General features: G+C 36.1%; 32 protein-coding genes. 5 read left to right on the top strand and 27 right to left on the bottom strand.

Features of this window, described 5'->3' with window-relative positions:
* Position 1: 1 nt before the first annotated feature.
* The 26 genes from infA to rpsL form a co-directional block, all read right to left on the bottom strand.
* The gene (gene infA, locus BST93_RS06205; RefSeq protein ID WP_011710675.1) at positions 2-217 is read right to left on the bottom strand and encodes a translation initiation factor IF-1; all 216 of its coding nucleotides are present in this window, start codon (positions 215-217) and stop codon (positions 2-4) included.
* Positions 217-1548, bottom strand: a complete 1332-nt coding sequence (gene secY, locus BST93_RS06200; protein ID WP_060523006.1) for a preprotein translocase subunit SecY — start codon at positions 1546-1548, stop codon at positions 217-219. The genes infA and secY overlap by 1 nt, the downstream gene beginning before the upstream one ends.
* 9 nt (positions 1549-1557) lie before the next feature.
* Entirely contained in the window at positions 1558-2010 is a 453-nt protein-coding gene (gene rplO, locus BST93_RS06195) for a 50S ribosomal protein L15 (RefSeq protein ID WP_105018476.1), read from the bottom strand.
* Positions 2011-2020: 10 nt separating this feature from the next.
* Entirely contained in the window at positions 2021-2200 is a 180-nt protein-coding gene (gene rpmD / locus BST93_RS06190; RefSeq protein WP_042278921.1) for a 50S ribosomal protein L30, read from the bottom strand.
* 11 nt (positions 2201-2211) lie between these two features.
* Positions 2212-2736, bottom strand: a complete 525-nt coding sequence (gene rpsE / locus BST93_RS06185; RefSeq protein WP_042278919.1) for a 30S ribosomal protein S5 — start codon at positions 2734-2736, stop codon at positions 2212-2214.
* A 19-nt stretch (positions 2737-2755) separates the two neighbouring features.
* On the bottom strand, positions 2756-3103 hold the full coding sequence (gene rplR, locus BST93_RS06180; RefSeq protein ID WP_105018475.1) for a 50S ribosomal protein L18: 348 nt from the start codon (positions 3101-3103) through the stop codon (positions 2756-2758).
* A gap of 12 nt (positions 3104-3115) precedes the next feature.
* Entirely contained in the window at positions 3116-3658 is a 543-nt protein-coding gene (gene rplF / locus BST93_RS06175; protein WP_042278915.1) for a 50S ribosomal protein L6, read from the bottom strand.
* A 9-nt stretch (positions 3659-3667) separates the two neighbouring features.
* The gene (rpsH, locus tag BST93_RS06170) at positions 3668-4066 is read right to left on the bottom strand and encodes a 30S ribosomal protein S8 (RefSeq protein WP_042278913.1); all 399 of its coding nucleotides are present in this window, start codon (positions 4064-4066) and stop codon (positions 3668-3670) included.
* A 20-nt stretch (positions 4067-4086) separates the two neighbouring features.
* Positions 4087-4356 (bottom strand): 30S ribosomal protein S14, encoded by a 270-nt coding sequence (rpsN, locus tag BST93_RS06165; RefSeq protein WP_042278911.1) that lies wholly within the window; start codon positions 4354-4356, stop codon positions 4087-4089.
* 1 nt (position 4357) lies between these two features.
* Positions 4358-4909, bottom strand: coding sequence for a 50S ribosomal protein L5 (gene rplE, locus BST93_RS06160; protein ID WP_042278909.1), 552 nt, complete (start codon positions 4907-4909; stop codon positions 4358-4360).
* 2 nt (positions 4910-4911) lie between these two features.
* Positions 4912-5223 carry a 50S ribosomal protein L24 gene (rplX, locus tag BST93_RS06155; protein ID WP_105018474.1) on the bottom strand — a complete coding sequence of 104 codons (312 nt, stop codon included), beginning with the start codon at positions 5221-5223 and terminating at the stop codon, positions 4912-4914.
* Positions 5224-5232: 9 nt separating this feature from the next.
* Positions 5233-5601: a 50S ribosomal protein L14 gene (gene rplN / locus BST93_RS06150; RefSeq protein ID WP_042278906.1), complete on the bottom strand. Its 369-nt coding sequence runs from the start codon at positions 5599-5601 to the stop codon at positions 5233-5235.
* A complete protein-coding gene (rpsQ, locus tag BST93_RS06145) occupies positions 5601-5858 on the bottom strand; it encodes a 30S ribosomal protein S17 (RefSeq protein WP_042278905.1) in 258 nt (85 codons plus the stop codon). The genes rplN and rpsQ overlap by 1 nt, the downstream gene beginning before the upstream one ends.
* Before the next feature lie 5 nt (positions 5859-5863).
* Positions 5864-6046, bottom strand: a complete 183-nt coding sequence (gene rpmC / locus BST93_RS06140; protein WP_042278904.1) for a 50S ribosomal protein L29 — start codon at positions 6044-6046, stop codon at positions 5864-5866.
* A gap of 6 nt (positions 6047-6052) precedes the next feature.
* Positions 6053-6472: a 50S ribosomal protein L16 gene (gene rplP, locus BST93_RS06135; RefSeq protein ID WP_042278902.1), complete on the bottom strand. Its 420-nt coding sequence runs from the start codon at positions 6470-6472 to the stop codon at positions 6053-6055.
* A 12-nt stretch (positions 6473-6484) separates the two neighbouring features.
* Positions 6485-7201, bottom strand: a complete 717-nt coding sequence (gene rpsC / locus BST93_RS06130) for a 30S ribosomal protein S3 (RefSeq protein WP_042278900.1) — start codon at positions 7199-7201, stop codon at positions 6485-6487.
* Between the two features lie 8 nt (positions 7202-7209).
* A complete protein-coding gene (gene rplV / locus BST93_RS06125) occupies positions 7210-7620 on the bottom strand; it encodes a 50S ribosomal protein L22 (RefSeq protein ID WP_105018473.1) in 411 nt (136 codons plus the stop codon).
* An 8-nt stretch (positions 7621-7628) separates the two neighbouring features.
* A complete protein-coding gene (gene rpsS, locus BST93_RS06120) occupies positions 7629-7907 on the bottom strand; it encodes a 30S ribosomal protein S19 (RefSeq protein WP_042278897.1) in 279 nt (92 codons plus the stop codon).
* 3 nt (positions 7908-7910) lie between these two features.
* Positions 7911-8735 carry a 50S ribosomal protein L2 gene (gene rplB, locus BST93_RS06115; RefSeq protein ID WP_042278895.1) on the bottom strand — a complete coding sequence of 275 codons (825 nt, stop codon included), beginning with the start codon at positions 8733-8735 and terminating at the stop codon, positions 7911-7913.
* A 12-nt stretch (positions 8736-8747) separates the two neighbouring features.
* A complete protein-coding gene (rplW, locus tag BST93_RS06110) occupies positions 8748-9038 on the bottom strand; it encodes a 50S ribosomal protein L23 (protein ID WP_042278893.1) in 291 nt (96 codons plus the stop codon).
* A 2-nt stretch (positions 9039-9040) separates the two neighbouring features.
* A complete protein-coding gene (rplD, locus tag BST93_RS06105; protein ID WP_105018472.1) occupies positions 9041-9670 on the bottom strand; it encodes a 50S ribosomal protein L4 in 630 nt (209 codons plus the stop codon).
* The gene (rplC, locus tag BST93_RS06100) at positions 9670-10287 is read right to left on the bottom strand and encodes a 50S ribosomal protein L3 (protein ID WP_060523007.1); all 618 of its coding nucleotides are present in this window, start codon (positions 10285-10287) and stop codon (positions 9670-9672) included. The genes rplD and rplC overlap by 1 nt, the downstream gene beginning before the upstream one ends.
* A gap of 89 nt (positions 10288-10376) precedes the next feature.
* A complete protein-coding gene (gene rpsJ / locus BST93_RS06095) occupies positions 10377-10682 on the bottom strand; it encodes a 30S ribosomal protein S10 (protein ID WP_008992279.1) in 306 nt (101 codons plus the stop codon).
* 12 nt (positions 10683-10694) lie between these two features.
* Positions 10695-12821, bottom strand: coding sequence for an elongation factor G (gene fusA / locus BST93_RS06090; protein WP_105018471.1), 2127 nt, complete (start codon positions 12819-12821; stop codon positions 10695-10697).
* Positions 12822-12824: 3 nt separating this feature from the next.
* Complete coding sequence (gene rpsG, locus BST93_RS06085) at positions 12825-13301, bottom strand: 30S ribosomal protein S7 (RefSeq protein ID WP_042278884.1); 477 nt, start codon at positions 13299-13301, stop codon at positions 12825-12827.
* 27 nt (positions 13302-13328) lie between these two features.
* On the bottom strand, positions 13329-13703 hold the full coding sequence (gene rpsL / locus BST93_RS06080) for a 30S ribosomal protein S12 (protein WP_015361172.1): 375 nt from the start codon (positions 13701-13703) through the stop codon (positions 13329-13331).
* A gap of 213 nt (positions 13704-13916) precedes the next feature.
* On the opposite strand from rpsL, the gene BST93_RS06075 reads away from it, so the two are divergent.
* From BST93_RS06075 to rlmB, 5 genes are all read left to right on the top strand, one after another.
* Positions 13917-15527, top strand: a complete 1611-nt coding sequence (locus tag BST93_RS06075; RefSeq protein ID WP_181072558.1) for a BamA/TamA family outer membrane protein — start codon at positions 13917-13919, stop codon at positions 15525-15527.
* Between the two features lie 118 nt (positions 15528-15645).
* Positions 15646-18693, top strand: coding sequence for a SusC/RagA family TonB-linked outer membrane protein (locus BST93_RS06070; protein ID WP_105018469.1), 3048 nt, complete (start codon positions 15646-15648; stop codon positions 18691-18693).
* Between the two features lie 11 nt (positions 18694-18704).
* Positions 18705-20210, top strand: a complete 1506-nt coding sequence (locus tag BST93_RS06065) for a RagB/SusD family nutrient uptake outer membrane protein (protein ID WP_105018468.1) — start codon at positions 18705-18707, stop codon at positions 20208-20210.
* An 18-nt stretch (positions 20211-20228) separates the two neighbouring features.
* Positions 20229-21044, top strand: a complete 816-nt coding sequence (locus tag BST93_RS06060) for a DUF4843 domain-containing protein (protein WP_105018467.1) — start codon at positions 20229-20231, stop codon at positions 21042-21044.
* A gap of 89 nt (positions 21045-21133) precedes the next feature.
* Positions 21134-21868 (top strand): 23S rRNA (guanosine(2251)-2'-O)-methyltransferase RlmB, encoded by a 735-nt coding sequence (gene rlmB, locus BST93_RS06055; protein ID WP_105018466.1) that lies wholly within the window; start codon positions 21134-21136, stop codon positions 21866-21868.
* Between the two features lie 3 nt (positions 21869-21871).
* On the opposite strand, the gene BST93_RS06050 is transcribed toward rlmB, so the two are convergent.
* A complete protein-coding gene (locus tag BST93_RS06050) occupies positions 21872-22552 on the bottom strand; it encodes a rhomboid family intramembrane serine protease (protein WP_105018465.1) in 681 nt (226 codons plus the stop codon).
* Between the last annotated feature and the right edge of the window lie 4 nt (positions 22553-22556).

The following is a 22556-nucleotide window of genomic DNA, read 5'->3' as shown; positions in this document are numbered from 1 at the left end:
ATTAGTATCTATAAGTGATCCTTGCTTTCGTTAAATCGTAAGGACTCATTTCAAGTTTTACTTTATCTCCAGGTAATAATTTAATATAGTGCATGCGCATTTTACCTGAAATATGCGCTGTAACAACATGACCATTTTCTAGCTCAACACGAAACATTGCATTCGATAAAGCTTCAATAATAGTACCATCTTGTTCAATTGCTGCTTGTTTAGCCATTATGCTACTGCTTTTCTATTTTTACCAGTTTTAATTAAACTATCATAATGTTTATTCAACAAATAAGCATTAATCTGCTGCATTGTATCTATAGCTACACCGACCATAATCAATAATGACGTTCCACCATAAAACAGTGCCCATGCCTGAGTAACACCAAAAAGTGAAACGATGGCAGGGAATATTGCAACAGCCGCCAAAAATACGGAACCTGGAAGAGTTATCAAAGACATTATTTCATCTAAATAATCAGCTGTTTCTGTACCAGGACGAATTCCAGGAATAAAACCATTACTTCTTTTCAAATTATCCGCCATCTCATTGGTTTTAACCGTAATTGCTGTATAGAAATAAGTGAAAATAATGATTAACAATGCAAAGACCAAATTATACCAGAAACCAAATATATCGCCAAAAGCATTACCTACTTCCTTTGCCCAACCAGCTTCAAGATTACCGATAGCTGCAGGAACAAACATAATAGCTTGAGCAAAAATAATAGGCATAACACCTGAAGCATTAAGCTTAAGCGGAATGTATTCCCTTGCACCACCAACTACCTTTTCATAACTACCAGTTGCGGATCTTCTTGCATATTGCACCGGTATTTTTCTTACTGCCATCACTAACATAATACATGCTAGAATTACCAACAACCAAATCACCACTTCAATAATAATAACAAACAATCCACCAGTACCATTATATCTTGAGGTAATTTCCTGGATAAATGCCTGTGGTAATGTAGCAATAATTCCAACCATTATAAGTAACGATATACCGTTACCTATACCTTTATCAGTTATTTTCTCACCTAACCACATAGCAAAAATACATCCAGTAACTAGGATAATTGTACTAATGGTAATGAAACCAGCACCTCTACCATCTATAAATGCATCTTGAGGAACACCCAAAGTTTCTAAGGTCAACAAGTATGTAGGAGCTTGAATTACGCAAATACCTATGGTTAACCATCGTGTTATCTGATTAATTTTTCTACGCCCAGACTCACCTTCCTTCTGTAATTTTTGAAGATACGGAATAGCTAATCCCATAAGCTGAACGACAATGCTAGCTGAGATGTACGGCATAATCCCCAAGGCAAAAACTGAGGCATTAGCAAATGCTCCTCCTGTGAAGGCATTTAAAATACCACCTATTCCAGTATCAAAATTATCAGCAAAACCACCAAGTTTCGTAGAATCAATACCTGGAAGCACTACTTGAGCTCCAAAACGATAAACAAGAAGAAGGCTTAAAGTCATAAGAATACGATCTTTAAGCTCTTCTATTTTCCAAATATTTTTAAGAGTATCTATAAACTTCATGTGGATAGATTAAATTGTTACTGCTTCACCACCAGCTTTAGTAATAGCTTCTTGAGCCGACGCAGTGAACTTATGAGCGGTAACTTTAACTTTAGCAGAAAGCTCTCCTCTACCCAATACCTTAATTAAGTCATTCTTTCCTGCTAGACCTTGGCTTACGAAATCCTCTAAAGAAATATCCGAACCAAAACGATTAGCATCAATATAATTTTGGATGGTATCAAGATTAATTCCAACATATTCCTTACGATTTATGTTAGTAAAACCAAATTTAGGAACACGGCGTTGTAAAGGCATTTGTCCTCCTTCAAAACCAATTTTCTTAGAATAACCTGAACGTGATTTAGCTCCTTTATGACCTCTAGTAGAAGTACCACCTTTACCAGTACCCTGACCACGACCTATAATTTTACCAGCCTTTTTAGCTGCACCTTCAGCAGGTTTGATATTATGTAATTTCATCCTAATTTTTTTAAATGTTCTCGACTGTAATCAAATGAGAAACAGTTCTTATCATTCCTTGGATAACCGAATTATCATCGTGTTCAACAACCTGATTCATCTTTCTTAAACCAAGTGCTTCTAAAGTCTTTTTCTGGTTCGCTGTACGATTAATCGCACTTTTTACCTTTTTAATTCTCAACTTTGCCATCACTAAATCTATTATCCGTTAAACACTTTATCTAAAGAAACTCCTCTTTGCTTAGCAATTGTTGCAGCACTTCTCAATTGAAGTAAAGCGTCAAAAGTTGCCTTTACCACATTATGTGGATTAGAAGATCCCTGATTCTTACTTAAAACATCGTGAACTCCAACTGACTCAAGGACTGCACGAATAGCTCCACCAGCAATCACCCCAGTACCAGTAGATGCAGGCATAAGTAAAACTCTCGCTCCACCAAATTTACCCTTTTGCTCATGTGGAATAGTACCATTTTGCAGAGGAATTCTTACCAAATTCTTTTTAGCATCCTCAACAGCTTTGGATATCGCTTCAGAAACCTCTTTAGACTTACCTAACCCATGACCGACTACACCATTTTCATCACCTACCACAACGATAGCAGAAAATCCAAATGCACGACCACCTTTAGTCACTTTAGTTACACGTTGAACACCTACCAAACGATCCTTTAATTCAAGTCCACCTGGTTTCACAGTTTCTACGTTTTTATATTTTTGATACATAATTTAATGTAATATGTGATTAAAATTGTAGTCCTCCTTCTCTAGCTCCTTCTGCTAATGAAAGTACTCTACCATGATATAAATAACCTCCACGATCAAAAGAAACCTTACTTACACCAGCAGCTTTTGCTTTCTCAGCAAGCTTAACACCAACTTGTTTCGCTAGGTCCATTTTTGGAGCTTTTGCATCAAGTTCTCTAGATGAAGCGGAAGCTATAGTTATACCATCTACATCATTAATAACTTGAGCATAAATTTCTTTATTACTTCTATAAACAGATAATCTAGGTCTTTCGGCAGTACCAGAAACTGTTCTTCTTATTCTCTTACGTATTTTTAATCTACGTTGTTCTTTTGAAAATGCCATTATATCTGTTTATTATGCTGATTTACCAGCTTTTCTTCTTAAAATCTCACCAACAAACTTAACACCCTTACCTTTATACGGTTCAGGCTTTCTAAATGATCGGATTTTAGCTGCTACCTGACCAACTAATTGCTTATCGTGCGAAGTAAGTTTAACTATTGGGTTTTTACCCTTTTCAGAAATTGTTTCCACTTTCACTTCCGGAGCAATGTCCAATACAATATTATGAGAAAAACCTAAAGCTAAATCTAGCTTTTGTCCCTGATTACTCGCTCTATAACCAACACCTACTAGTTCTAGCTGTTTAGTCCAACCCTCATTAACTCCTTGAACCATGTTTTGAACCAAAGCACGATATAAACCATGCTTAGCTCTGTGATCCTTTGAATCAGAAGGACGAGAAATCAAAACTTGATTTTCTTCAATTTTAACTTCAACATCTGAAAATTTTTGAGATAAAGATCCCAATTTACCTTCCACATGAATGAAGTCGTCCTCAACCCTTACGGTAACACCTGCAGGAATCGCTACAGGACTTTTTCCTATTCTTGACATATTAATATATTAATAAACGTAACAAAGCACTTCCCCACCGACATTCTCTGAACGAGCCTGCTTATCAGTCATCACACCTTTAGATGTTGAAACGATAGCCACGCCTAAACCGTTCAAAATTCTTGGCAACTCTTTTGCACCAGCATACTTACGAAGACCTGGCTTACTAAGTCTTTGTAAATCCTTTATAACTGGTTCATTAGTTGACTTGTCATATTTCAAAGCTATCTTGATCACATCCTGGGCAGGAGCCTCAATTATTTTATAACTTAAAATATAACCTTGATCGAAAAGAATTTTAGTAATTTCTTTTTTAACATTAGAAGCTGGTATTTCAACAACTCTATGGTTAGCTCTTACCGCGTTTCTAATACGTGTAAGATAATCTGCTATTGGATCTGTATTCATAACTACAAAAAATCTTTATTTTACCAACTTGCTTTTTTGACACCAGGAATCAAACCTTTGTTTGCCATTTCTCTAAAAAGGACTCTTGAAATACCAAACTGACGCATATAACCTTTTGGCCTTCCGGTTAACTTACATCTATTGTGTAACCTAACAGGTGATGCATTCTTAGGTAATTTTTGAAGAGCTTCATAATCACCAGCTTCCTTCAAAGCCTGACGCTTTTCAGCATACTTATCTACTAGAGCTTGACGCTTGCGCTCACGCGCTTTCATTGATTCTTTTGCCATCTTAATTCTTTTTGAAAGGTAAACCTAGTTCTCCTAAAAGAGACTTAGCCTCCTTATCAGTATTTGCACTGGTAACGAATGTAATATCCATACCAGAAATTTTGTTTACTTTATCGATATTTATCTCTGGGAAAATGATCTGCTCAGTGATACCCAAGTTATAATTTCCTCTACCATCAAAACCATTTGCTTTAATTCCTTGAAAATCTCTAACTCTAGGCAACGCTACAGTAATTAAACGATCAAGAAATTCATACATTCTCTCACCTCTAAGCGTAACTTTGGCACCAATAGGCATTCCTTTTCTTAACTTAAAGGAAGCAACATCCTTTTTAGATAAAGTAGCAACAGCTTTTTGACCAGTAATAGTAGTTAACTCCTCCACAGCATAATCAATAAGCTTCTTATCTGCTACCGCAGCACCTACTCCTCTACTTAAAACTATCTTTTGTAATTTAGGAATTTCCATTACATTTTTGTAACCGAATTCTTCCTGAAGAGATTTAGACACCCTTTCGTTGTATTCTTCTTTAAGTCTTGGTACGTATGACATGACTATATAGCTTGATTATTAGTTTTAGCGAAGCGAACCTTTTTACCATCTTCAGACTTGTAACCAACCTTAGTTGCTTTACCATCTGAGTCGATTAAAGACACATTAGAGATGTGAAGAGGAGCTTCCAATTCCTTTATACCACCTTGAGGATTTGTAGCGCTTGGTTTTTCATGCTTTGAAACCATGTTAACACCTTCCACAATTACGCGGTTTTTATCTTTAAGTATTTTAGTTACAACACCTTCAGAACCTTTGTGTTCACCTGTGGTAACCCTAACCTTATCTCCAGTTTTAATTTTTACCTTACTCATAATTCCTTATTATAACACCTCAGGTGCTAATGAAACAATTTTCATAAACTGCTTGTCCCTAAGCTCACGAGCAACCGGCCCAAAAACACGAGTTCCTCGCATTTCCGAATTAGGATTAAGAAGAACACAAGCGTTATCATCAAAACGAATATACGATCCGTCTGGTCTTCTAACCTCTTTCTTTGTTCTCACAACTACTGCAGTTGAAACAGCACCTTTTTTAATATTACCATTAGGTGTAGATTCTTTAACAGAAACAACAATTTTATCACCAACAGAAGCATATCTCCTTTTAGTCCCACCTAATACACGAATACAAAGAACTTCTTTAGCTCCAGTATTGTCTGCTACTTTTAATCTTGATTCTTGTTGTACCATTATTTAGCTCTTTCAATTATTTCAACTAATCTCCAGTTTTTAGATTTACTAAGAGGTCTAGTTTCCATTATACGAACTGTATCACCTTCGTTACAGTCATTCGTTTCATCGTGAGCAACATACTTTTTAGTCTTAAGTACGAACTTTCCATACATTGGATGCTTCTGACGTTTCACCTCTGAAACAACGATGCTTTTGTCCATCTTATTCGATGTAACTACACCGATACGTTCTTTTCTTAAATTTCTTGTTTCCATGTGAACTATTTGCTATTTAAAGCTGTTTTTAATCTAGCAATCGTTTTCCTAGCTTTAGTAATCTCTGAAGGATTATCTAAAGGAGACATACTATGCATTCTTCTCAACTCTGAGTAAGAAGAATTAAACTCAGCAAGTTTTGCTTGTAATTCTGTTTCTGACAGTTTTGCTATATCTGCGTTTTTCATAATATTCTATTCTTGGTAGTCTCTTGCTACGATGAATTTAGTTTTAACTGGCAATTTTTGAGCAGCTAACCTTAAAGCCTCCTGAGCAATAGCTTGAGGAACTCCTGCAACCTCAAAAAGCACACGACCTGGTTTCACAACAGCAGCCCAATATTCAACATTACCCTTTCCTTTACCCATACGAACCTCTAGAGGCTTTTTAGTGATGGGTTTATCCGGAAATATTTTAATCCAAAGAGAACCTTCTCTCTTCATATATCTAGTGGCAGCAATACGAGCCGCTTCAATCTGTCTTGAATTAATAAAATTAGAATCAAGAGATTTAATACCAAATGTACCGTAGGCTAGCTGGTTTCCTCGACCAGAGTTACCCTTCATACGGCCCTTCTGTTGCTTTCTAAATTTTGTCTTTCTAGGTTGTAACATCTCTATCTACTTTTATTTTCTACGACGACGATTTCCTCTGTTTCCAGATCCACCACCTTTACCACTCTTCTTAGATAAGCCTACCAATGGAGACAACTCACGTTTACCATAAACCTCTCCTTTCATAATCCATACCTTAATACCTAATCTTCCGTAGGTAGTATGAGCTTCAACTAATGCATAGTCGATATCTGCTCTAAAAGTGGACAAAGGAATACGCCCATCCTTGTAAGATTCTGATCGAGCCATTTCCGCTCCATTAAGTCGACCTGAAATTTGAATTTTAATTCCTTCAGCATTCATCCTCATGGCAGCAGCAATAGCCATCTTTATTGCACGTCTATACGAAATACGATTCTCAATCTGACGAGCAATACTAGCTCCAACTAAATGAGCATCTAATTCTGGTCTTTTTATTTCATGAATGTTAATTTGAACATCCTTACCAGTAATCTTCTTCAACTCTTCTTTAAGCCTATCCACCTCTTGACCACCTTTACCAATAATAATTCCAGGTCTAGCAGTAGTGATAGTTATAGTTACTAACTTAAGAGTACGTTCAATAATAACTCTAGATACACTAGCCTTTGAAAGACGAGCATGAATATACTTACGTATTTTATCATCCTCAGCTAGTTTATCACCATAATCGTTTCCACCATACCAGTTAGATTCCCAACCTCTGATGATACCTAAACGATTTCCTATTGGATTAGTTTTTTGTCCCATATCCTAAATTAGTTAACCTCTTCATTATTTTTTTGACCTAACACAACAGTTACGTGGTTCGATCTCTTTCTTATTCTATGCGCTCTACCTTGAGGTGCTGGCCTTAGTCTTTTTAACATTGTACCACCATCTACACGAATCTCCTTAATAAACAAACCTGCATCAGCAACATCAGAATCCTCATTCTTAGACTGCCAATTTGCGATAGCAGACAAGACCAACTTATCCAAACGTCGTGCAGCCTCCTTAGATGAAAACTTAAGTATATTTAACGCATCCTCCACCTTTTTACCTCTAATGATATCAGCAACTAATCTCATTTTACGAGGAGATGTAGGACAATTATTTAATTTTGCTATAGCAATCTGGCTTTTTTGCTCCTTGAGCTTAGCAGCCATTTCTCTTTTACGACTTCCCATGACCTAGATTACTTTTTTCCTTTATTTTTAGCACCAGCATGTCCACGGAATGAACGAGTTGGTGAAAATTCACCTAACTTATGCCCTACCATATTCTCTGTTACGTAAACAGGAACAAACTGACGACCATTATGAACTGCAATTGTTTGACCTACAAAGTCTGGCGTAATCATAGATGAACGCGACCAAGTCTTTACTACAGCTTTCTTACCTGACTCAATATTTTGAGCAACCTTCTTTTCTAATTTATGAAAAACGTAAGGTCCTTTTTTTAATGAACGTGCCATAACTTATTTCTTTCTGCGTTCTATTATAAATTGACTACTAGCTTTATTCTTGTCGCGAGTACGATAACCTTTTGCAGGTATACCGTTACGAGATCTAGGATGACCTCCTGAAGCACGACCTTCACCACCACCCATTGGGTGATCAACTGGATTCATGGCAACAGGACGAGTTCTTGGCCTTCTTCCTAACCAACGACTACGACCGGCCTTACCACCGACGATTAACTGATGATCACTGTTTGATACAGCACCAACAGTCGCCATACATTGCTGTAAAATCATTCTAGTCTCACCAGAAGGTAACTTCACAGTAGCATACTTACCGTCTCTCGCCATTAATTGCGCAAACGCACCTGCACTACGAGCCAAAACAGCTCCCTGACCAGGATGCAACTCAATACAACTAATAACAGTACCCAGAGGAATATTAGCTAATTTCATAGCATTACCAACCTCAGGAGCAACAGACTCACCGCTAACGATGTTTTGTCCTACCTTAAGACCATTTTGAGCAATAACATATCTTTTTTCACCATCTTGATAGCTAACAAGAGCGATAAAAGCTGATCTATTTGGATCATACTCAATAGTTGATACCGTTGCAGGTATTCCATGACGATCTCTTTTGAAATCGATTATACGGTAGCGCTTCTTATGACCGCCACCTTTATAACGCATAGTCATACGACCACTAGCGTTACGACCACCTGAACGTTTTTTCGGAGCAAGTAAACTCTTCTCCGGCTTATCAGTTGTAATAGCGTCGTAGCCATTAACAACTCTAAATCGCTGTCCAGGAGTTACAGGTTTTAATTTTCTTACTGACATCTCAGTTAATTATTATAAATTACTATAAAGGTCGATGGTATCACCATCTTTAAGTTGTACAAATGCTTTTTTAATAGCACCAGTTTTACCAACTTGAATACCTGACTTTGTATATTTCACGTTTCGCTCAATTCTAGTATTCATAGTTCTTACCTTAAGAACTGTAACACCATATTCAGCTTCCACAGCTTTTTTTATCTCAACTTTGTTTGCACTAGGAGACACTACAAAACCATAGCGATTTAACAACTCACTATCGTTAGTTGCCTTCTCTGTTATGATCGGTTTTAATAAAATACTCATAGTTACTTAGTTAAAAATTCTTCGATTTTCTCTAAAGAGCTCTCTAAAATCACTACACTATCAGCATTCATTACACTGTAAGTGTTTAATCCTGAGGTAGTTACAACGTTAGCTGCTTTCAAATTTCGCGATGACAAATATACATTATTATTTGATTCACCCAATACAAATAGAGATTTTTTATCAGAGAGACCTAAACCTTCTAAAACTTCTAAAAAATTCTTTGTTTTAGGAGCATCAAAATTGAAATCTTGAACTACATGTAAAGTACCTTCAGAAGCTTTCAAACTTAATGCACTTTTACGAGCTAATCTTTTTTGATTCTTATTCAGTTTAAAAGAATAGTCACGTGGTACAGGACCAAAAATTCTACCACCACCTCTAAAAACTGGTGACTTAATAGAACCTGCACGAGCAGTTCCTGTTCCTTTTTGCTTCTTAATCTTTCTTGTACTTCCAGCAATTTCTGCTCGTTGCTTAGCTTTATGAGTACCTTGACGTTGTGCAGCTAAATACTGCTTAACATCTAAGTATATAGCATGCTCACTAGGCTCTATTCCAAAGACATTATCAGCCAACTCAACTTGACGACCTGTGTCTTTACCCTTAATGTCTATAACTGCTACTTTCATTACTTCTCAACTATTACATAAGAGTTTTTGTGACCAGGAACACAACCTTTAACTACTAAAAGATTTTTATCTGCTACCACTTTAAGCACTCTTAAATTTTGAACTTTTACTTTTTCATTCCCCATTTGACCAGCCATACGCATACCTTTAAATACACGAGCAGGATAAGATGCTGCACCGATAGAACCAGGAGCTCTTAATCTGTTATGCTGTCCATGAGTTTGTTGTCCAACACCGCCGAAACCATGACGTTTTACAACACCTTGGAATCCTTTTCCTTTACTAGTTCCAGAAACATCAATAAAGTCACCTTCATTAAACATTTCAACAGTGATTGAATCACCTAATTTGTACTCCGCATCAAAACCTTGGAATTCAACTACTTTTCTTTTGACACCAGTACCTGCTTTTTTAAAGTGCCCGATAGCAGCTTTAGAAGCATTCTTGTCTGATTTGTCATCGAAACCTAATTGAAGGGCCTCATACCCATCTGTTTCTTCGGTTCTGACTTGGGTAACAACACAAGGACCGGCTTGTATGATCGTACAAGGGATATTTTTCCCGTTCTCATCATAAATGCTGGTCATTCCGATTTTTTTTCCTATTAACCCAGACATATTTATTTATTATAAAATGATTTTACTTATTTAAAAAAGAGTTACGCTTTCGCGAAAGCGTAACTCAAATATTTGATTATTAAATCTAATTAGACCTTAATCTCTACTTCAACACCACTAGGAAGCTCTAATTTCATTAGGGCATCAATAGTTTTAGAAGAAGAACTATAAATATCTAACAGACGCTTATAAGAGCTTAATTGAAATTGCTCACGAGACTTTTTATTAACGTGAGGAGATCTCAACACTGTGAAAATCTTCTTGTGTGTAGGAAGTGGGATTGGACCCGTTACTACAGCACCAGTACTCTTTACTGTCTTTACAATTTTTTCAGCAGATTTATCTACCAAATTGTAATCGTAAGATTTAAGCTTGATTCTGATTTTTTGACTCATCTTTTGAAAAAATTAATTATTTGAACCATTTGCTGCAGCAATCACTTCTTCACTTATATTAGAAGGAGTTTCTGCATAGTGTGAAAATTCCATTGTTGACGTAGCACGACCTGAAGACAATGTTCTCAATGAGGTAACATAACCAAACATCTCTGATAATGGAACATTAGCCTTTACCACTTTAGAACCTGAACGGTCACCCATATCATTCACCTGACCTCTACGACGGTTCAAGTCACCAACGATATCACCCATGTTTTCTTCTGGAGTAAGTACCTCTAACTTCATGATAGGCTCCATAATAACCGCCTTTGCAGCCTTGGCAGCATTTTTAAAACCAAGTTTTGCAGCAAGCTCGAATGATAACTGATCCGAGTCAACATCGTGATAAGAACCATCAGTTAAAGTAACTTTAAGACTATCAACTTCGTAACCTGCAAGAGGTCCGTTTTTCATAGCTTCTTTAAATCCTTTTTCAACAGAAGGAATAAATTCCTTTGGTACGTTACCACCCTTAATTTCAGATACAAATGTTAAACCATCTTTACCTTCTTCCGCAGGCTCCATTACAAATACGATATCAGCAAATTTACCACGACCACCAGATTGTTTCTTGTAAACTTCTCTGTGTTCAGCACGTGCTGTAACAGCTTCTTTGTACTCAACCTGTGGCTGTCCCTGATTTACTTCTACTTTAAACTCACGCTTAAGACGGTCTACAATAATATCTAAGTGAAGCTCACCCATTCCAGATATAATAGTTTGTCCTGAAGCTTCATCAGTACGAGCTGTAAAAGTTGGATCTTCTTCTGCTAATTTAGCAAGAGCCATACCTAACTTATCTACATCAGCCTTTGTTTTAGGCTCTACAGCAATACCAATTACTGGATCAGGGAATTCCATTGATTCAAGAACAATTGGGTTCTTTTCATCAGACATGGTATCACCTGTTTTAATATCTTTAAAACCAACTGCAGCTCCAATATCACCAGCCTCGATGAATTCAATAGCATTTTGTTTATTAGAATGCATTTGGTAAATACGTGAAATACGCTCTTTTTTACCAGATCTATTGTTTAAGATATACGAACCTGCATCTAAACGTCCTGAATAAGCTCTAAAGAACGCTAGACGACCTACGAAAGGATCTGTAGCAATCTTAAATGCTAATGCCGCGAAAGGCTCATCTACAGAAGGCTTACGTGTAATTTCTTCTCCTGTATCTGGATTTGTTCCTACAATCGCATCCTTATCTACCGGAGAAGGTAAATAACGACAAACAGCATCAAGTAGGAATTGAACTCCTTTATTCTTAAATGCACTACCACAAACCATTGGAATGATAGACATATCCATTACAGCTGCACGTAATGCCGCGTGAATTTCATCCTCAGTAATAGAATCCTCATCTTCCATGAATTTTTCAAGCAAGCTTTCATCATAAGCAGCAACTTCTTCTATTAAAAGTGCTCTGTATTCTCTAGCTTCTGCTTTTAATTCTTCTGGAATATCAATTACGTCAAATGTAGCTCCTTGTGTATTATCGTGCCATACAATAGCTCGGTTCTTAACAAGATCAACTATTCCTTTAAAGTCAGCTTCATCACCGATAGGTAAAACGATAGGCACCGCATTAGAACCTAACATTTCCTTAACCTGATTACAAACCGCAAGGAAATTAGAACCTTGACGGTCCATTTTATTAACAAATCCCATACGTGGGACTTTATAATTATCTGCTAATCTCCAGTTAGTTTCTGACTGAGGCTCAACACCATCAACTGCACTAAATAAGAATACCAATCCATCAAGTACACGTAAAGATCTATTTACTTCAACAGTAAAATCTACGTGACCAGGAGTATCGATAATATTAAAGTGATAATCCTTAGTTTCAGGTAATCTTTGAGCATTTTCCATAGGAAACTGCCATGTACAAGTTGTTGCAGCAGAAGTAATTGTAATACCACGCTCCTGCTCCTGCTCCATCCAGTCCATTGTTGCAGCACCATCATGCACCTCACCAATTTTATGTGAAACTCCTGTATAATAAAGTATACGCTCAGTAGTTGTTGTTTTACCAGCATCAATGTGAGCGGCAATACCAATATTTCTTGTGTATTTTAAATCTCTAGCCATGTCTTAGAATCTAAAGTGTGAGAATGCTTTATTAGCCTCTGCCATTTTGTGCGTATCCACACGTTTTTTAACAGCAGCACCTTCTTCTTTTGCAGCAGCAAGTATTTCAGCAGCTAATTTTTGAGAAAATGATTTTTCGTTACGCTTACGAGCATATCCAATTAACCATTTCATTGCTGTAGAAATTTTGCGATCTGGTCTAATCTGCATTGGGATTTGAAAAGTAGCACCACCTACACGTCTACTGCGCACCTCTACGTGAGGCATTACATTAGATAAGGCATCTTTCCAAAGCTCCAAAGCCGTTTTTTCTTCATCTTGATTTTTCTCTTCTACGATATCCATTGCATCGTAAAAAAGTTTAAATGCTATCGACTTCTTTCCATGCAACATCATCATGTTTACAAAGCGAGTCACTAGCTGGTCGTTAAAACGTGGATCCGGAAGGATAGGACGTTTTTTTGCCTGTCTTTTTCTCATTTCTGTTGTTTCAGATTGTTAATTGAATTACTTCTTAGGGCGTTTTGCACCATACTTAGATCTACGTTGCGTGCGGTCTGCAACACCTGCTGTGTCCAAAGCACCACGTACAATGTGATATCTAACTCCTGGTAAATCTTTTACCCTTCCACCTCTAACTAATACTATCGAGTGCTCTTGTAGATTGTGTCCTTCTCCTGGAATGTATGCGTTTACCTCCTTACCGTTTGTAAGTCTTACACGAGCAACTTTTCTCATTGCCGAGTTAGGCTTTTTAGGCGTAGTAGTGTAAACACGCGTACATACTCCACGACGTTGCGGACAAGAATCTAAGGCAGCCGATTTACTCTTCTTAGTTATTTTGGCTCTTCCTTTTCGTACTAATTGTGAAATTGTTGGCATATTATTTTACGCTAAATATGTTAAATCCCTATTTTTAGGGTCGGCAAAGGTATAAATATTATTTTGTTATTCAAACCTCACTTTCAAATATTTACAATAAAGTTTATTTAAAAACGTTTTTACCCTATCAAAAAAGTTAAGCACACATACAAAAACTATGTTTTATTTAATGAGAAAAATTACATACTAGGAGTACTTTTTACCCTTTTTACTTTGTCCTTATTATATAGCCAACAATTTGATATATTTAATTACATCTATTCAAATAGTCAAAAAATCACAGATACTATAGCTGTATCTAGTAGCTCATTCGAAGAGTCAAAAAGAAAATCAGACAGTATCATTAAACACTATCAAAATATTGGTTACATACGCTTACAGCACACCACAATCAACCAAAATAAAACCTATCACTATAGCCGGTCGATATTCTTGAATCAACCTATAAAGGGAATAAACGTTGGTATACCAAAAGATTATTATTCAAATTATGAGTTTTTAAAAAGTACGCTTTCGCGAAAGCGAGATATAAAAATACCTTTTAAACATAAAGACAGTTTACTAAAGCTGATCACCAACTCTTTTTCCGAACAAGGGTTCGTATTTACTGAAACCAAATTGCTCTTTTTAAAAGAAACACAGGACACACTTTTCTCCCGTCTTACATCATCTACTTCAAAAAAAAGGCGGATAGACAACATAGAAGTTAAAGGTTATAAAAAATTTCCAAAGAAAATCATCAAGTCACAAATTATTGACAAGAGCTTTACCCCTAAATTATCGACGGCAATTAGTAAAAAAATAAATAGTATCCCATTCATCGAGTCCACAAGAAATTCGGAATTGTTGTTTCAAGAAAACTCCACTACTCTCTATCTATATCTAAAAAAGAAAAACATAAACACCGCTGAAGGTTTGTTAGGTTTTAATAATAACAATGGCAAACTAGAATTAAATGGTTATCTAGATCTGTATTTAGAAAACAACTTTGACGCTGCTGAAAGATTTCAACTTACTTATCGGAATGATCAAGATGATCAAACTAGGGTACACTCAGCATTTACAATTCCATACGTAGCACAATCTAATTTTGGTTTGGGCGCATCTTTGGAGATTGTACGAAGAGATAGCACATACCAAAGAAACAACTTTGAAATAGGAACGTCTTATAAAATAGATTGGAATAATACTATCACATTAAATTACGAAAGTCAAAATACCACGGACAGCGGGATGATACTCTCCTTAAATAATCTTGAAACCGATCGTTCTGGATTGAACATTGGTTATAGATTAGAAAAATGGTCAACAGATTTATTGCACCGTCAAAATCTAATCTTCCAACTTAAGATAGGCACAGGAACAAGAGAATTACCAGAGGAAAAAGAAAATTATTTGAATATTGACGCAACCATTACAAAACTTTGGCATCTATCAAATAGAAGTAAGATTCTAAGTTCTTTGAAAAGCCAAATTTTAAAAACAGATAAAATTCAATTTAATGAGTTGTATCAATTAGGTGGGAACAACAGCATAAGAGGTTTTAATCAAAATAGCATTGATAGCTCGCAATATGCAACCCTACTTTTAGAATATAGATACAATTTATCTCCAACTTTATACATAAACAGTATTACAGATGCTGGTATTTTCCGAAGCTTTATTGACGATAAAGCAGAATATTTAACAGGATTTGGAGTAGGTGTAGGAATTTTAACAAATTCAGGAATACTAAGTTTAAATATCGCATCAGGAAATTTTGGAGACGCTAACTTTAATCTAACCAACCTTATAGGCCATATAGAGTATAAGGTTTTGTTCTAAAAAGGTTATACAAATGTTAAGCCAATATTAAATTTCCTAATAAAATAAATAGTTAAAAGTTGTTTTATTAAGTCTTTTTTTTGATTTTTACAGCTGGCTAATTCAAATAAATCTAAACATGAAAACAAAATTTAAAGGAATTTTGACGCTATTACTAGCGTTAGTTGCGCAAGTAGCTTTTGCGCAGCAGACTGTTACCGGTACGGTATCAGATGCAGATGGACCTGTTGGAGGTGCAACAGTGTCTATTAAAGGTTCGAATACCTTCGCATCAACTAATTTTGATGGTGAATATAGTATTCAAGCTAACCCTGAAGACGTGCTTGTCTTTAGTTATGTAGGATATGATGCTAAAGAAGAGACCGTTGGTAATAGAACAGTTATCGATGTAACACTTAGTTCTGCTCTTGAAGAGGTAGTAGTTCAGGCATATCGTACTTCATCTACCAAAAGGAGTAACATTGCTGCAAATGTTATTACCGCTAAACAAATCCAAGACAGACCTAACGCAAGTGCTATTCAAAGGTTACAAGGTCAGGTACCTGGACTTATTATTCAAACGGCTTCTGGTCAACCAGGCGCAAACTCTACAATTCAATTAAGAGGTGTGAGTTCTATTAATGGTAACACAGAGCCACTTATCATTATAGATGGTATTCCTGTTGATGAAGATGCCTTCAGAACAATAAATCCATTGGATATTGAAAGTCAGACTGTACTTAAAGATGCGGCAGCAACTGCAATCTATGGTAATAGAGGTGCAAATGGTGTGATTATCATCAAAACTAAAGGTGGTGCTTATAATCAAGAGCTTCAAGTTAGTTATACGGGACAGACTAGAATTACGGAATTAATAGACACAGAGTATGACCTGTTCAACTCACGTGACTACTTAAGGCTAGAAAACGAACGAGGAATCGGTCTAGGTGCAACTTTAACAGACGCTGAAATAAATGCATATGCGGTTAACACCGACTGGAGTGATACTTTCTATAGAACTGGGTTTAGTCAATTACACAATTTATCTCTAAGATCTGGTGGTAAAAACTTGAACCAATTCACATCTGTTAACTACACATACGAAGAAGGTTCTTTACAAGCATCAGACTTACAGAGATTTACGGTTAGAAACAATTTAAATGTAAAGTCAGATAATGATCGCTTTAATTTGGCAACCTCTCTTCAAGTAGGATATTCTAAAAACAATTCTCAGTCAGAGCCTGAGACAAGAAATAATGCTATTTACTTTAATTCTATCTATAATTCTAATTTTGGTTTACCTTATTTTGATCCAAACAATTATGATACAAGAATAGAGGAATGGGTTGGTAGTTTACAGGCACGTTTGTCTCCATATGTTACCTTAGACAACATTTTATTCAATGGTAATAGAGAAGATGAAATGAAAATCATTGCTGGTGCAAATTCATCTTATAAAATTAGTGATAATTGGACAGCGAGATACAACATTGGTGTGGATTATCGTCAACAAACATTTTTAAGATACGCCGATCCTAATTCTGCTCTAGCAAGAGTAAGAGCAAGTTTCATTGGACCTGGAGAAGTAGAAGGATTTCAAACTGAATCATTTTTCAATGACTTTAGATTTAATTCGACTGCAAGCATAGGTTATAAGAAAACTTTTGGTGCGAATGAAGACGGAAGTAATGGTCACACAATATTAGCAAACGGATATGTAGAATATGTAAAGGCTCACTTTAAAAGTTTCGGCTTTTCTCAGACAGGTTTAGACCCAAGAACATTTAGTCCTGGAAATGACGGTGGGGCATTCATTGGTGACAATGAAGATAATGACGAATTTGTTCCAACGGTTAACTCTGGAAAAGGTAGTACTGGTCTATTCTCATATTTTGCAGAATTTGATTATGATTATGCTGACAAATATGGTTTTGGTGCAACAATTCGTAGAGATGCTTCATCAAGATTTAGCGGAGACAACAAATGGGGTACTTTTTGGTCTGTTGCAGGTAGATGGAATATTTCGGAAGAAGCATTTATGAAAGATGTAAACTGGGTTAATTCATTAAAACTAAGAGCATCATATGGTAGCGTAGGTAATGACCGAATTGCTTCAACTTATTACGGAGCTCTTAACAATACAAGAACTTTATTTACTACAGGATTATCATATGCTGATAATCAAACCTTCGTAAGATCTCAATTAGGAAATGCAGACTTGAGATGGGAGTCGGTAAACACGGCAAACCTTGGTATTGATTATGAATTATTTAACCGAAGATTAAGAGGTACATTAGATATCTATAACAGAAAAACTACTGATTTATTTTCTCCGAGATCTGTTTCTACTTTAGTAATTGCTAGTGGTACACAGCAAGCTAACATTGGAGACTTGGTGAATCGTGGTATTGAATTAGGAGCTAGATTTGATTTAATCATTCCAAAATCAAATAAAGGATTTGATTTAGACATATTTGCTAACGTAAGTTACAATGAAAATGAGGTAACTTCAATTGATGCTCCAGATGGAATCATCGATAATGGTTCATCAGTAATCCAAGAAGGAGCTCAATTAAATGAATACTTTGTAGTGCCTTATCTAGGAGTAAATCCAGCAAACGGTAACTTGTTATTCTTAGATGCTAATGGAAATCCAACGGAAGCTCCAACACTAGATGATAGAAGATTAACTGGAACTGATACTGTGCCAGATTTCCAAGGTGGATTTGGTTTTGAAATGAACTACAACAACTTCTTTTTTGAAACTCAATTTAGTTTCATGACTGGATTACAAAGATTTGACTTTAATCAACGTGACTATTATGACATCAATAATTTAGGTCAAACTCAATTATCTAGCGACCTTACAAGATCGTGGACGCCAACAAATAGAGTTACAGATATGCCATCTTTAGCAGCTACTAATATAGCTACTGGACCATTATCAGATAGATTCTTAATAGACTCAGACTTTTTAAGAGTTCGTTTCATGCAATTGGGTTACAACTTTGATGAGACAGCATTAGATAAAATTTTCCTTGACAGTGCTAGAATATATGTAAATGCTGAAAACTTAGTTACTTGGACTAAGTGGTTAGGATCTGATCCAGAAAGTACACGTTTATCAGAATACAACAGATACCCAACACCACGTATTTTTAGTGTAGGTATTGATTTACAATTTTAATTTTAAAAGCAATGAGAAAAATATTTTTAACTTTAGGACTCGCAGCTGCCTTGTTTAGCTGTGAAGACGCAACTGAAATAATTCAGCCGAGTGAATTCGGATTTGATACTGCGTTCCAAAATGCGGACGATGTAAAAACAGCTGTTTTTGGAATCTACGGAAATGCAAATAGAACTACGGGTATCGCATTTACATCATATTTCACTGATGAATGTGGATTAGGTGAAGCTGGAAACAACGGTAACGAATCACACAGACTTCAGCTTAATGTAAACAATGCGCAAGCATCAGGTATATGGACTGGCTACAATAGTGCCATAAGAAATGCAAATATTTTCTTTGAAGGAGCAGCTCTAGTTACTCCAGCTGATGCTGCAGAACAAGCTACATATGATGAAGCTTTGGGTGAAGCACATGCTTTAAGAGCATATGCCTACTCTCAATTGCTTGCTTACTTTGCTCAAGATTTATCTGATCCTTCTAGTTTGGCTGTACCAGTATATGATTTTGTACCTGGTGTAGAAGACAGATTACCACGTAATACGGTGGCAGAAGTTGTTCAATTTATTAATGATGACTTAGATGCAGCTGATAATTTATTAACACAAGCTGGAACTGCATACACCGTAGACTTTATTTCACTTGATTTTGTAAATGCATTGAGAGCTCGTGTTGCTGCATATGTTGGTGACTACCCAAGAGCATCCAATTTTGCACAAGCAGTGTTAGGTAATTTTACTTTACCTACTACCGCTAACGCTGCTCAATTTACAGAGGTTTGGCAAGACATAAATGGTACCGCTACTTCACAAGAGGTTATTTTTAAATTTAATAATACTCTTGCTGTTGGGAGCAGTATGGGACAAATATGGAATACTAATTCAAGTGACGTAACAGGTTCACCATTATATGAGGTTGGAAGAAGACTTTTTAATGAATTAGAAAGTAATAGTTCAAATTTCGGTGATATCAGAAGACAAGTATGGGTTGATCCATCTTCATTAATTTCTCCTGATTACCCTAATGCAACAAACCCTCGAGAAGACGACATTCTGGTTGTGGATAAATATCCAGGAGACCCTTCTTTACCAGGTCTGGTTGGTGGATATACTAATGATCAGAAAGTGTTTAGAACAGCTGAAATGCATTTTATTCTTGCTGAAGCAGCTGTTGAAAATGGAGATTTACCTGGTGCTGCAGCACAATTGAAAATTGTACGTGATGCTAGATACACTAGCCCACAGGCCGCACCGACTTATTCTAGCGCTACTGAAGCATGGGCAGATATCATGGCGGAACGCTATATTGAGTTAGCTTTTGAAGGGCACCGTTACATTGATGTTAAAAGATTAGGAGCACTTGCAAACCAAGGTTATGATAGAAATGACACGGACTGTTCACTTTACCCTGCACCTGAATGTGACATAAGCTTCAATGACTTTAGAGCCAGAGCATTACCGGTTCCTGCTGTAGAAGTAAGAGGTAATCCTACAATTACTCAAAACGACGGTTATTAATAAAATAAATTTAGTAAGATGAAAAACTTAAAATATAGCTTTATAGCAATCGCGACGCTTTTTTTAATAATTGGTTGTGAATATGAGCCTAAAATATTTGATGGTAATGGAGACTTAACCTTAGTTCAGTTTTCAAGATCCACTTATAACTTAGAAATTGAAATTGATGCGACAGGAGAATTAAATATTCCTGTACAATCATCAACGTTAGCTTCAACTGATAGAACTTTTAATGTAAGTGTTGTAAATGATGGAACAACTGCAATCACTGGTAGTTATTCAGTTCCGACTTCTGTAACTATTCCTGCAAATGAATACGAGGGTATTTTAACTATTTCAGGAACTGATGTTATGGGTGTTGACACAAATGCTGAAACATTAATCATTCAATTAGAAGAAGGCGCTGATTTTGCATCCGGAGGAGATGCTATTATAAGTGTTTATCAAGTTTGTCCAATACCTTCTACCTATATGGTTGGATCGTACGAAATATCGGATTTACAACCAGTATTCAGTGGATCGAATTTTGACACAGCAGATGTTAACATTACGGTAGGATCAAGTGCAACACAACGTACTTTTAATACAACATGGTCAGGTAATAATATATCTGTAGTTCTAAACTTAGTTTGTAATGAATTAATATATGCGAGTACTAATGACACTGGATTTGTAGCTGGTACACCACAAGGTCCAATTATCATTACAACTTCAACAAGCGGAAATACATCATACGATGTAAATGATGATAGCTTATTTGTAGTTCAATACGATAATCAAGCTGGTGGATTCGGAACTTTCGGTGGATCATTTATATTGGTTAAAAACCCATAAGGATATATAACTAAACCTATAAAAATCCCGTCCTTAAGGACGGGATTTTTTTATTAGTCAAATCTTAATATTAAAACTATTTTTGCAGCATGAGTAAGACATCTTTTATATATGGTATTCGAGCTATCATTGAAGCCATTGAATCAGGAAAAGAAATTGATAAAATATACCTTTTAAAAGGTGGTGATGGCGTTCTAGCTCAACAGCTCAAAAAGGTTGCTGGGACTAAAAATATTTCAACTAGCTATGTGCCCATTGAGAAATTGGACCACCTTGCAAAAGGAAATCATCAGGGAGCAGTTGCCAGAATAGCAGCTATCTCCTATTCCAACTTAGAAGAAATATTAGAAAAAATTGACTTAGATACAAATCCAACTTTCTTGGTTTTAGATGGGATTACAGATGTACGTAACTTCGGCGCTATTGCTCGTACTGCAGAATGTACAGGGATTGCGGCTATAATTATACCTACAAAAGGTAGTGCGAGTATTAATGCCGACGCAATTAAGACAAGCGCAGGTGCCTTATTTAATATTCCTATCTGTAAAGTAAATCACGTGAAAGATGCGTTGTTTATGTTCCAATCCTACGGTATTCAACTGGCAGGAGCTACAGAAAAAGTTGATCAAGTACTCTACAATGAAAATCTCAATCTACCAATTGCGGTAGTTATGGGAAGTGAAGAGCGAGGCATACAACCATCGGTCATAAAAATGCTAGACTACAAATTAAAATTACCGATGTTAGGAGATATCGCATCCCTTAATGTATCAGTAGCTTGTGGTGCTATACTTTATGAAATAACTAGGCAAAAAATGTCGTAGTCGTCACTCCTCTTCCTCAGAAGGAATTTCAAAAAAATTACCTTCATCATCAAACTGCTGCATAAAAGGATCCTTTGAACTATCATAATTTCTAAGTTCCCATTGGAACTTTCTTTTTTCCGGCATCTTGTTTTTTGTAAACAAAGCAATGACTAGTCCGGTTATGAAACCACTAAGATGTCCTTCCCATGACATTCCTTCCTTAATAGGTAGCATATACCATATTAAACTCCCATAAAAAAAGGCAATTAAAAAACTTAAGGAAACCAATCGATAGTGTTTAACTAATAGCCCTTTAAAAAACAGAAAACTTACTAGCAGATAAATAATACCACTTGCACCAATATGATAACCATTGCTTGCAATTAACCAGGTTAATATTCCTGTACTTAACAAGCCTATAATAAAAACAAACCAAAACTGTTTCCTATAGAAATAATTGAGTAAAACAAGAAGTATGAAGGAAGGCACTGTATTACTCCACAAATGTTGTAAACTACCGTGAATGAAAGGACTTGTAAAGATCCCCTTTAAACCAGCTATACTTTTGGGATATATACCCATTTTGTTAAATCGGATATGAAAAGTTACTTCTACATAATAAACTAACCATATCAATAGAACAAAAAGTACGGCAGGAAGGAAGGTGATACCATCAAACTTAAAATACTCCTTATCTTGCATACTT

It is taken from the genome of Nonlabens tegetincola (assembly GCF_002954355.1).
GTDB lineage: Bacteria > Bacteroidota > Bacteroidia > Flavobacteriales > Flavobacteriaceae > Nonlabens > Nonlabens tegetincola.
This window is presented reverse-complemented; position numbering and strand designations above follow the sequence as displayed.

Bases quoted from the DNA above. Each gene is read 5' to 3' on its own strand.
- rpsQ (WP_042278905.1), bottom strand. From the start codon at position 5,858: ATGGAAACAAGAAATTTAAGAAAAGAACGTATCGGTGTAGTTACATCG.
- rplW (WP_042278893.1), bottom strand. From the start codon at position 9,038: ATGAGTATTTTATTAAAACCGATCATAACAGAGAAGGCAACTAACGAT.
- rpsS (WP_042278897.1), bottom strand. From the start codon at position 7,907: ATGGCACGTTCATTAAAAAAAGGACCTTACGTTTTTCATAAATTAGAA.
- rlmB (WP_105018466.1), top strand. From the start codon at position 21,134: ATGAGTAAGACATCTTTTATATATGGTATTCGAGCTATCATTGAAGCC.
- secY (WP_060523006.1), bottom strand. From the start codon at position 1,548: ATGAAGTTTATAGATACTCTTAAAAATATTTGGAAAATAGAAGAGCTT.
- rpsE (WP_042278919.1), bottom strand. From the start codon at position 2,736: ATGTATCAAAAATATAAAAACGTAGAAACTGTGAAACCAGGTGGACTT.
- rpsC (WP_042278900.1), bottom strand. From the start codon at position 7,201: ATGGGACAAAAAACTAATCCAATAGGAAATCGTTTAGGTATCATCAGA.
- infA (WP_011710675.1), bottom strand. From the start codon at position 217: ATGGCTAAACAAGCAGCAATTGAACAAGATGGTACTATTATTGAAGCT.
- BST93_RS06060 (WP_105018467.1), top strand. From the start codon at position 20,229: ATGAAAAACTTAAAATATAGCTTTATAGCAATCGCGACGCTTTTTTTA.
- rplP (WP_042278902.1), bottom strand. From the start codon at position 6,472: ATGTTACAACCTAGAAAGACAAAATTTAGAAAGCAACAGAAGGGCCGT.
- fusA (WP_105018471.1), bottom strand. From the start codon at position 12,821: ATGGCTAGAGATTTAAAATACACAAGAAATATTGGTATTGCCGCTCAC.
- rpsN (WP_042278911.1), bottom strand. From the start codon at position 4,356: ATGGCAAAAGAATCAATGAAAGCGCGTGAGCGCAAGCGTCAAGCTCTA.
- rplF (WP_042278915.1), bottom strand. From the start codon at position 3,658: ATGTCAAGAATAGGAAAAAGTCCTGTAGCGATTCCTGCAGGTGTTACC.
- rpmC (WP_042278904.1), bottom strand. From the start codon at position 6,046: ATGAAAAACGCAGATATAGCAAAACTGTCAGAAACAGAATTACAAGCA.
- BST93_RS06070 (WP_105018469.1), top strand. From the start codon at position 15,646: ATGAAAACAAAATTTAAAGGAATTTTGACGCTATTACTAGCGTTAGTT.
- rpsH (WP_042278913.1), bottom strand. From the start codon at position 4,066: ATGAATACAGATCCAATAGCAGATTATCTTACACGTATTAGAAACGCG.
- rplR (WP_105018475.1), bottom strand. From the start codon at position 3,103: ATGGCATTTTCAAAAGAACAACGTAGATTAAAAATACGTAAGAGAATA.
- rplB (WP_042278895.1), bottom strand. From the start codon at position 8,735: ATGTCAGTAAGAAAATTAAAACCTGTAACTCCTGGACAGCGATTTAGA.
- rplD (WP_105018472.1), bottom strand. From the start codon at position 9,670: ATGAAAGTAGCAGTTATAGACATTAAGGGTAAAGACACAGGTCGTCAA.
- rplO (WP_105018476.1), bottom strand. From the start codon at position 2,010: ATGAAATTACATAATATCAAACCTGCTGAAGGTGCAGCTAAAAAGGCT.
- rpsL (WP_015361172.1), bottom strand. From the start codon at position 13,703: ATGCCAACAATTTCACAATTAGTACGAAAAGGAAGAGCCAAAATAACT.
- rplX (WP_105018474.1), bottom strand. From the start codon at position 5,223: ATGAGTAAGGTAAAAATTAAAACTGGAGATAAGGTTAGGGTTACCACA.
- rplN (WP_042278906.1), bottom strand. From the start codon at position 5,601: ATGGTACAACAAGAATCAAGATTAAAAGTAGCAGACAATACTGGAGCT.
- rpmD (WP_042278921.1), bottom strand. From the start codon at position 2,200: ATGGCAAAGTTGAGAATTAAAAAGGTAAAAAGTGCGATTAATCGTACA.
- rplC (WP_060523007.1), bottom strand. From the start codon at position 10,287: ATGTCTGGGTTAATAGGAAAAAAAATCGGAATGACCAGCATTTATGAT.
- rplV (WP_105018473.1), bottom strand. From the start codon at position 7,620: ATGGGAAGTCGTAAAAGAGAAATGGCTGCTAAGCTCAAGGAGCAAAAA.
- rpsJ (WP_008992279.1), bottom strand. From the start codon at position 10,682: ATGAGTCAAAAAATCAGAATCAAGCTTAAATCTTACGATTACAATTTG.
- rplE (WP_042278909.1), bottom strand. From the start codon at position 4,909: ATGTCATACGTACCAAGACTTAAAGAAGAATACAACGAAAGGGTGTCT.
- rpsG (WP_042278884.1), bottom strand. From the start codon at position 13,301: ATGAGAAAAAGACAGGCAAAAAAACGTCCTATCCTTCCGGATCCACGT.
- BST93_RS06065 (WP_105018468.1), top strand. From the start codon at position 18,705: ATGAGAAAAATATTTTTAACTTTAGGACTCGCAGCTGCCTTGTTTAGC.
- BST93_RS06050 (WP_105018465.1), bottom strand. From the start codon at position 22,552: ATGCAAGATAAGGAGTATTTTAAGTTTGATGGTATCACCTTCCTTCCT.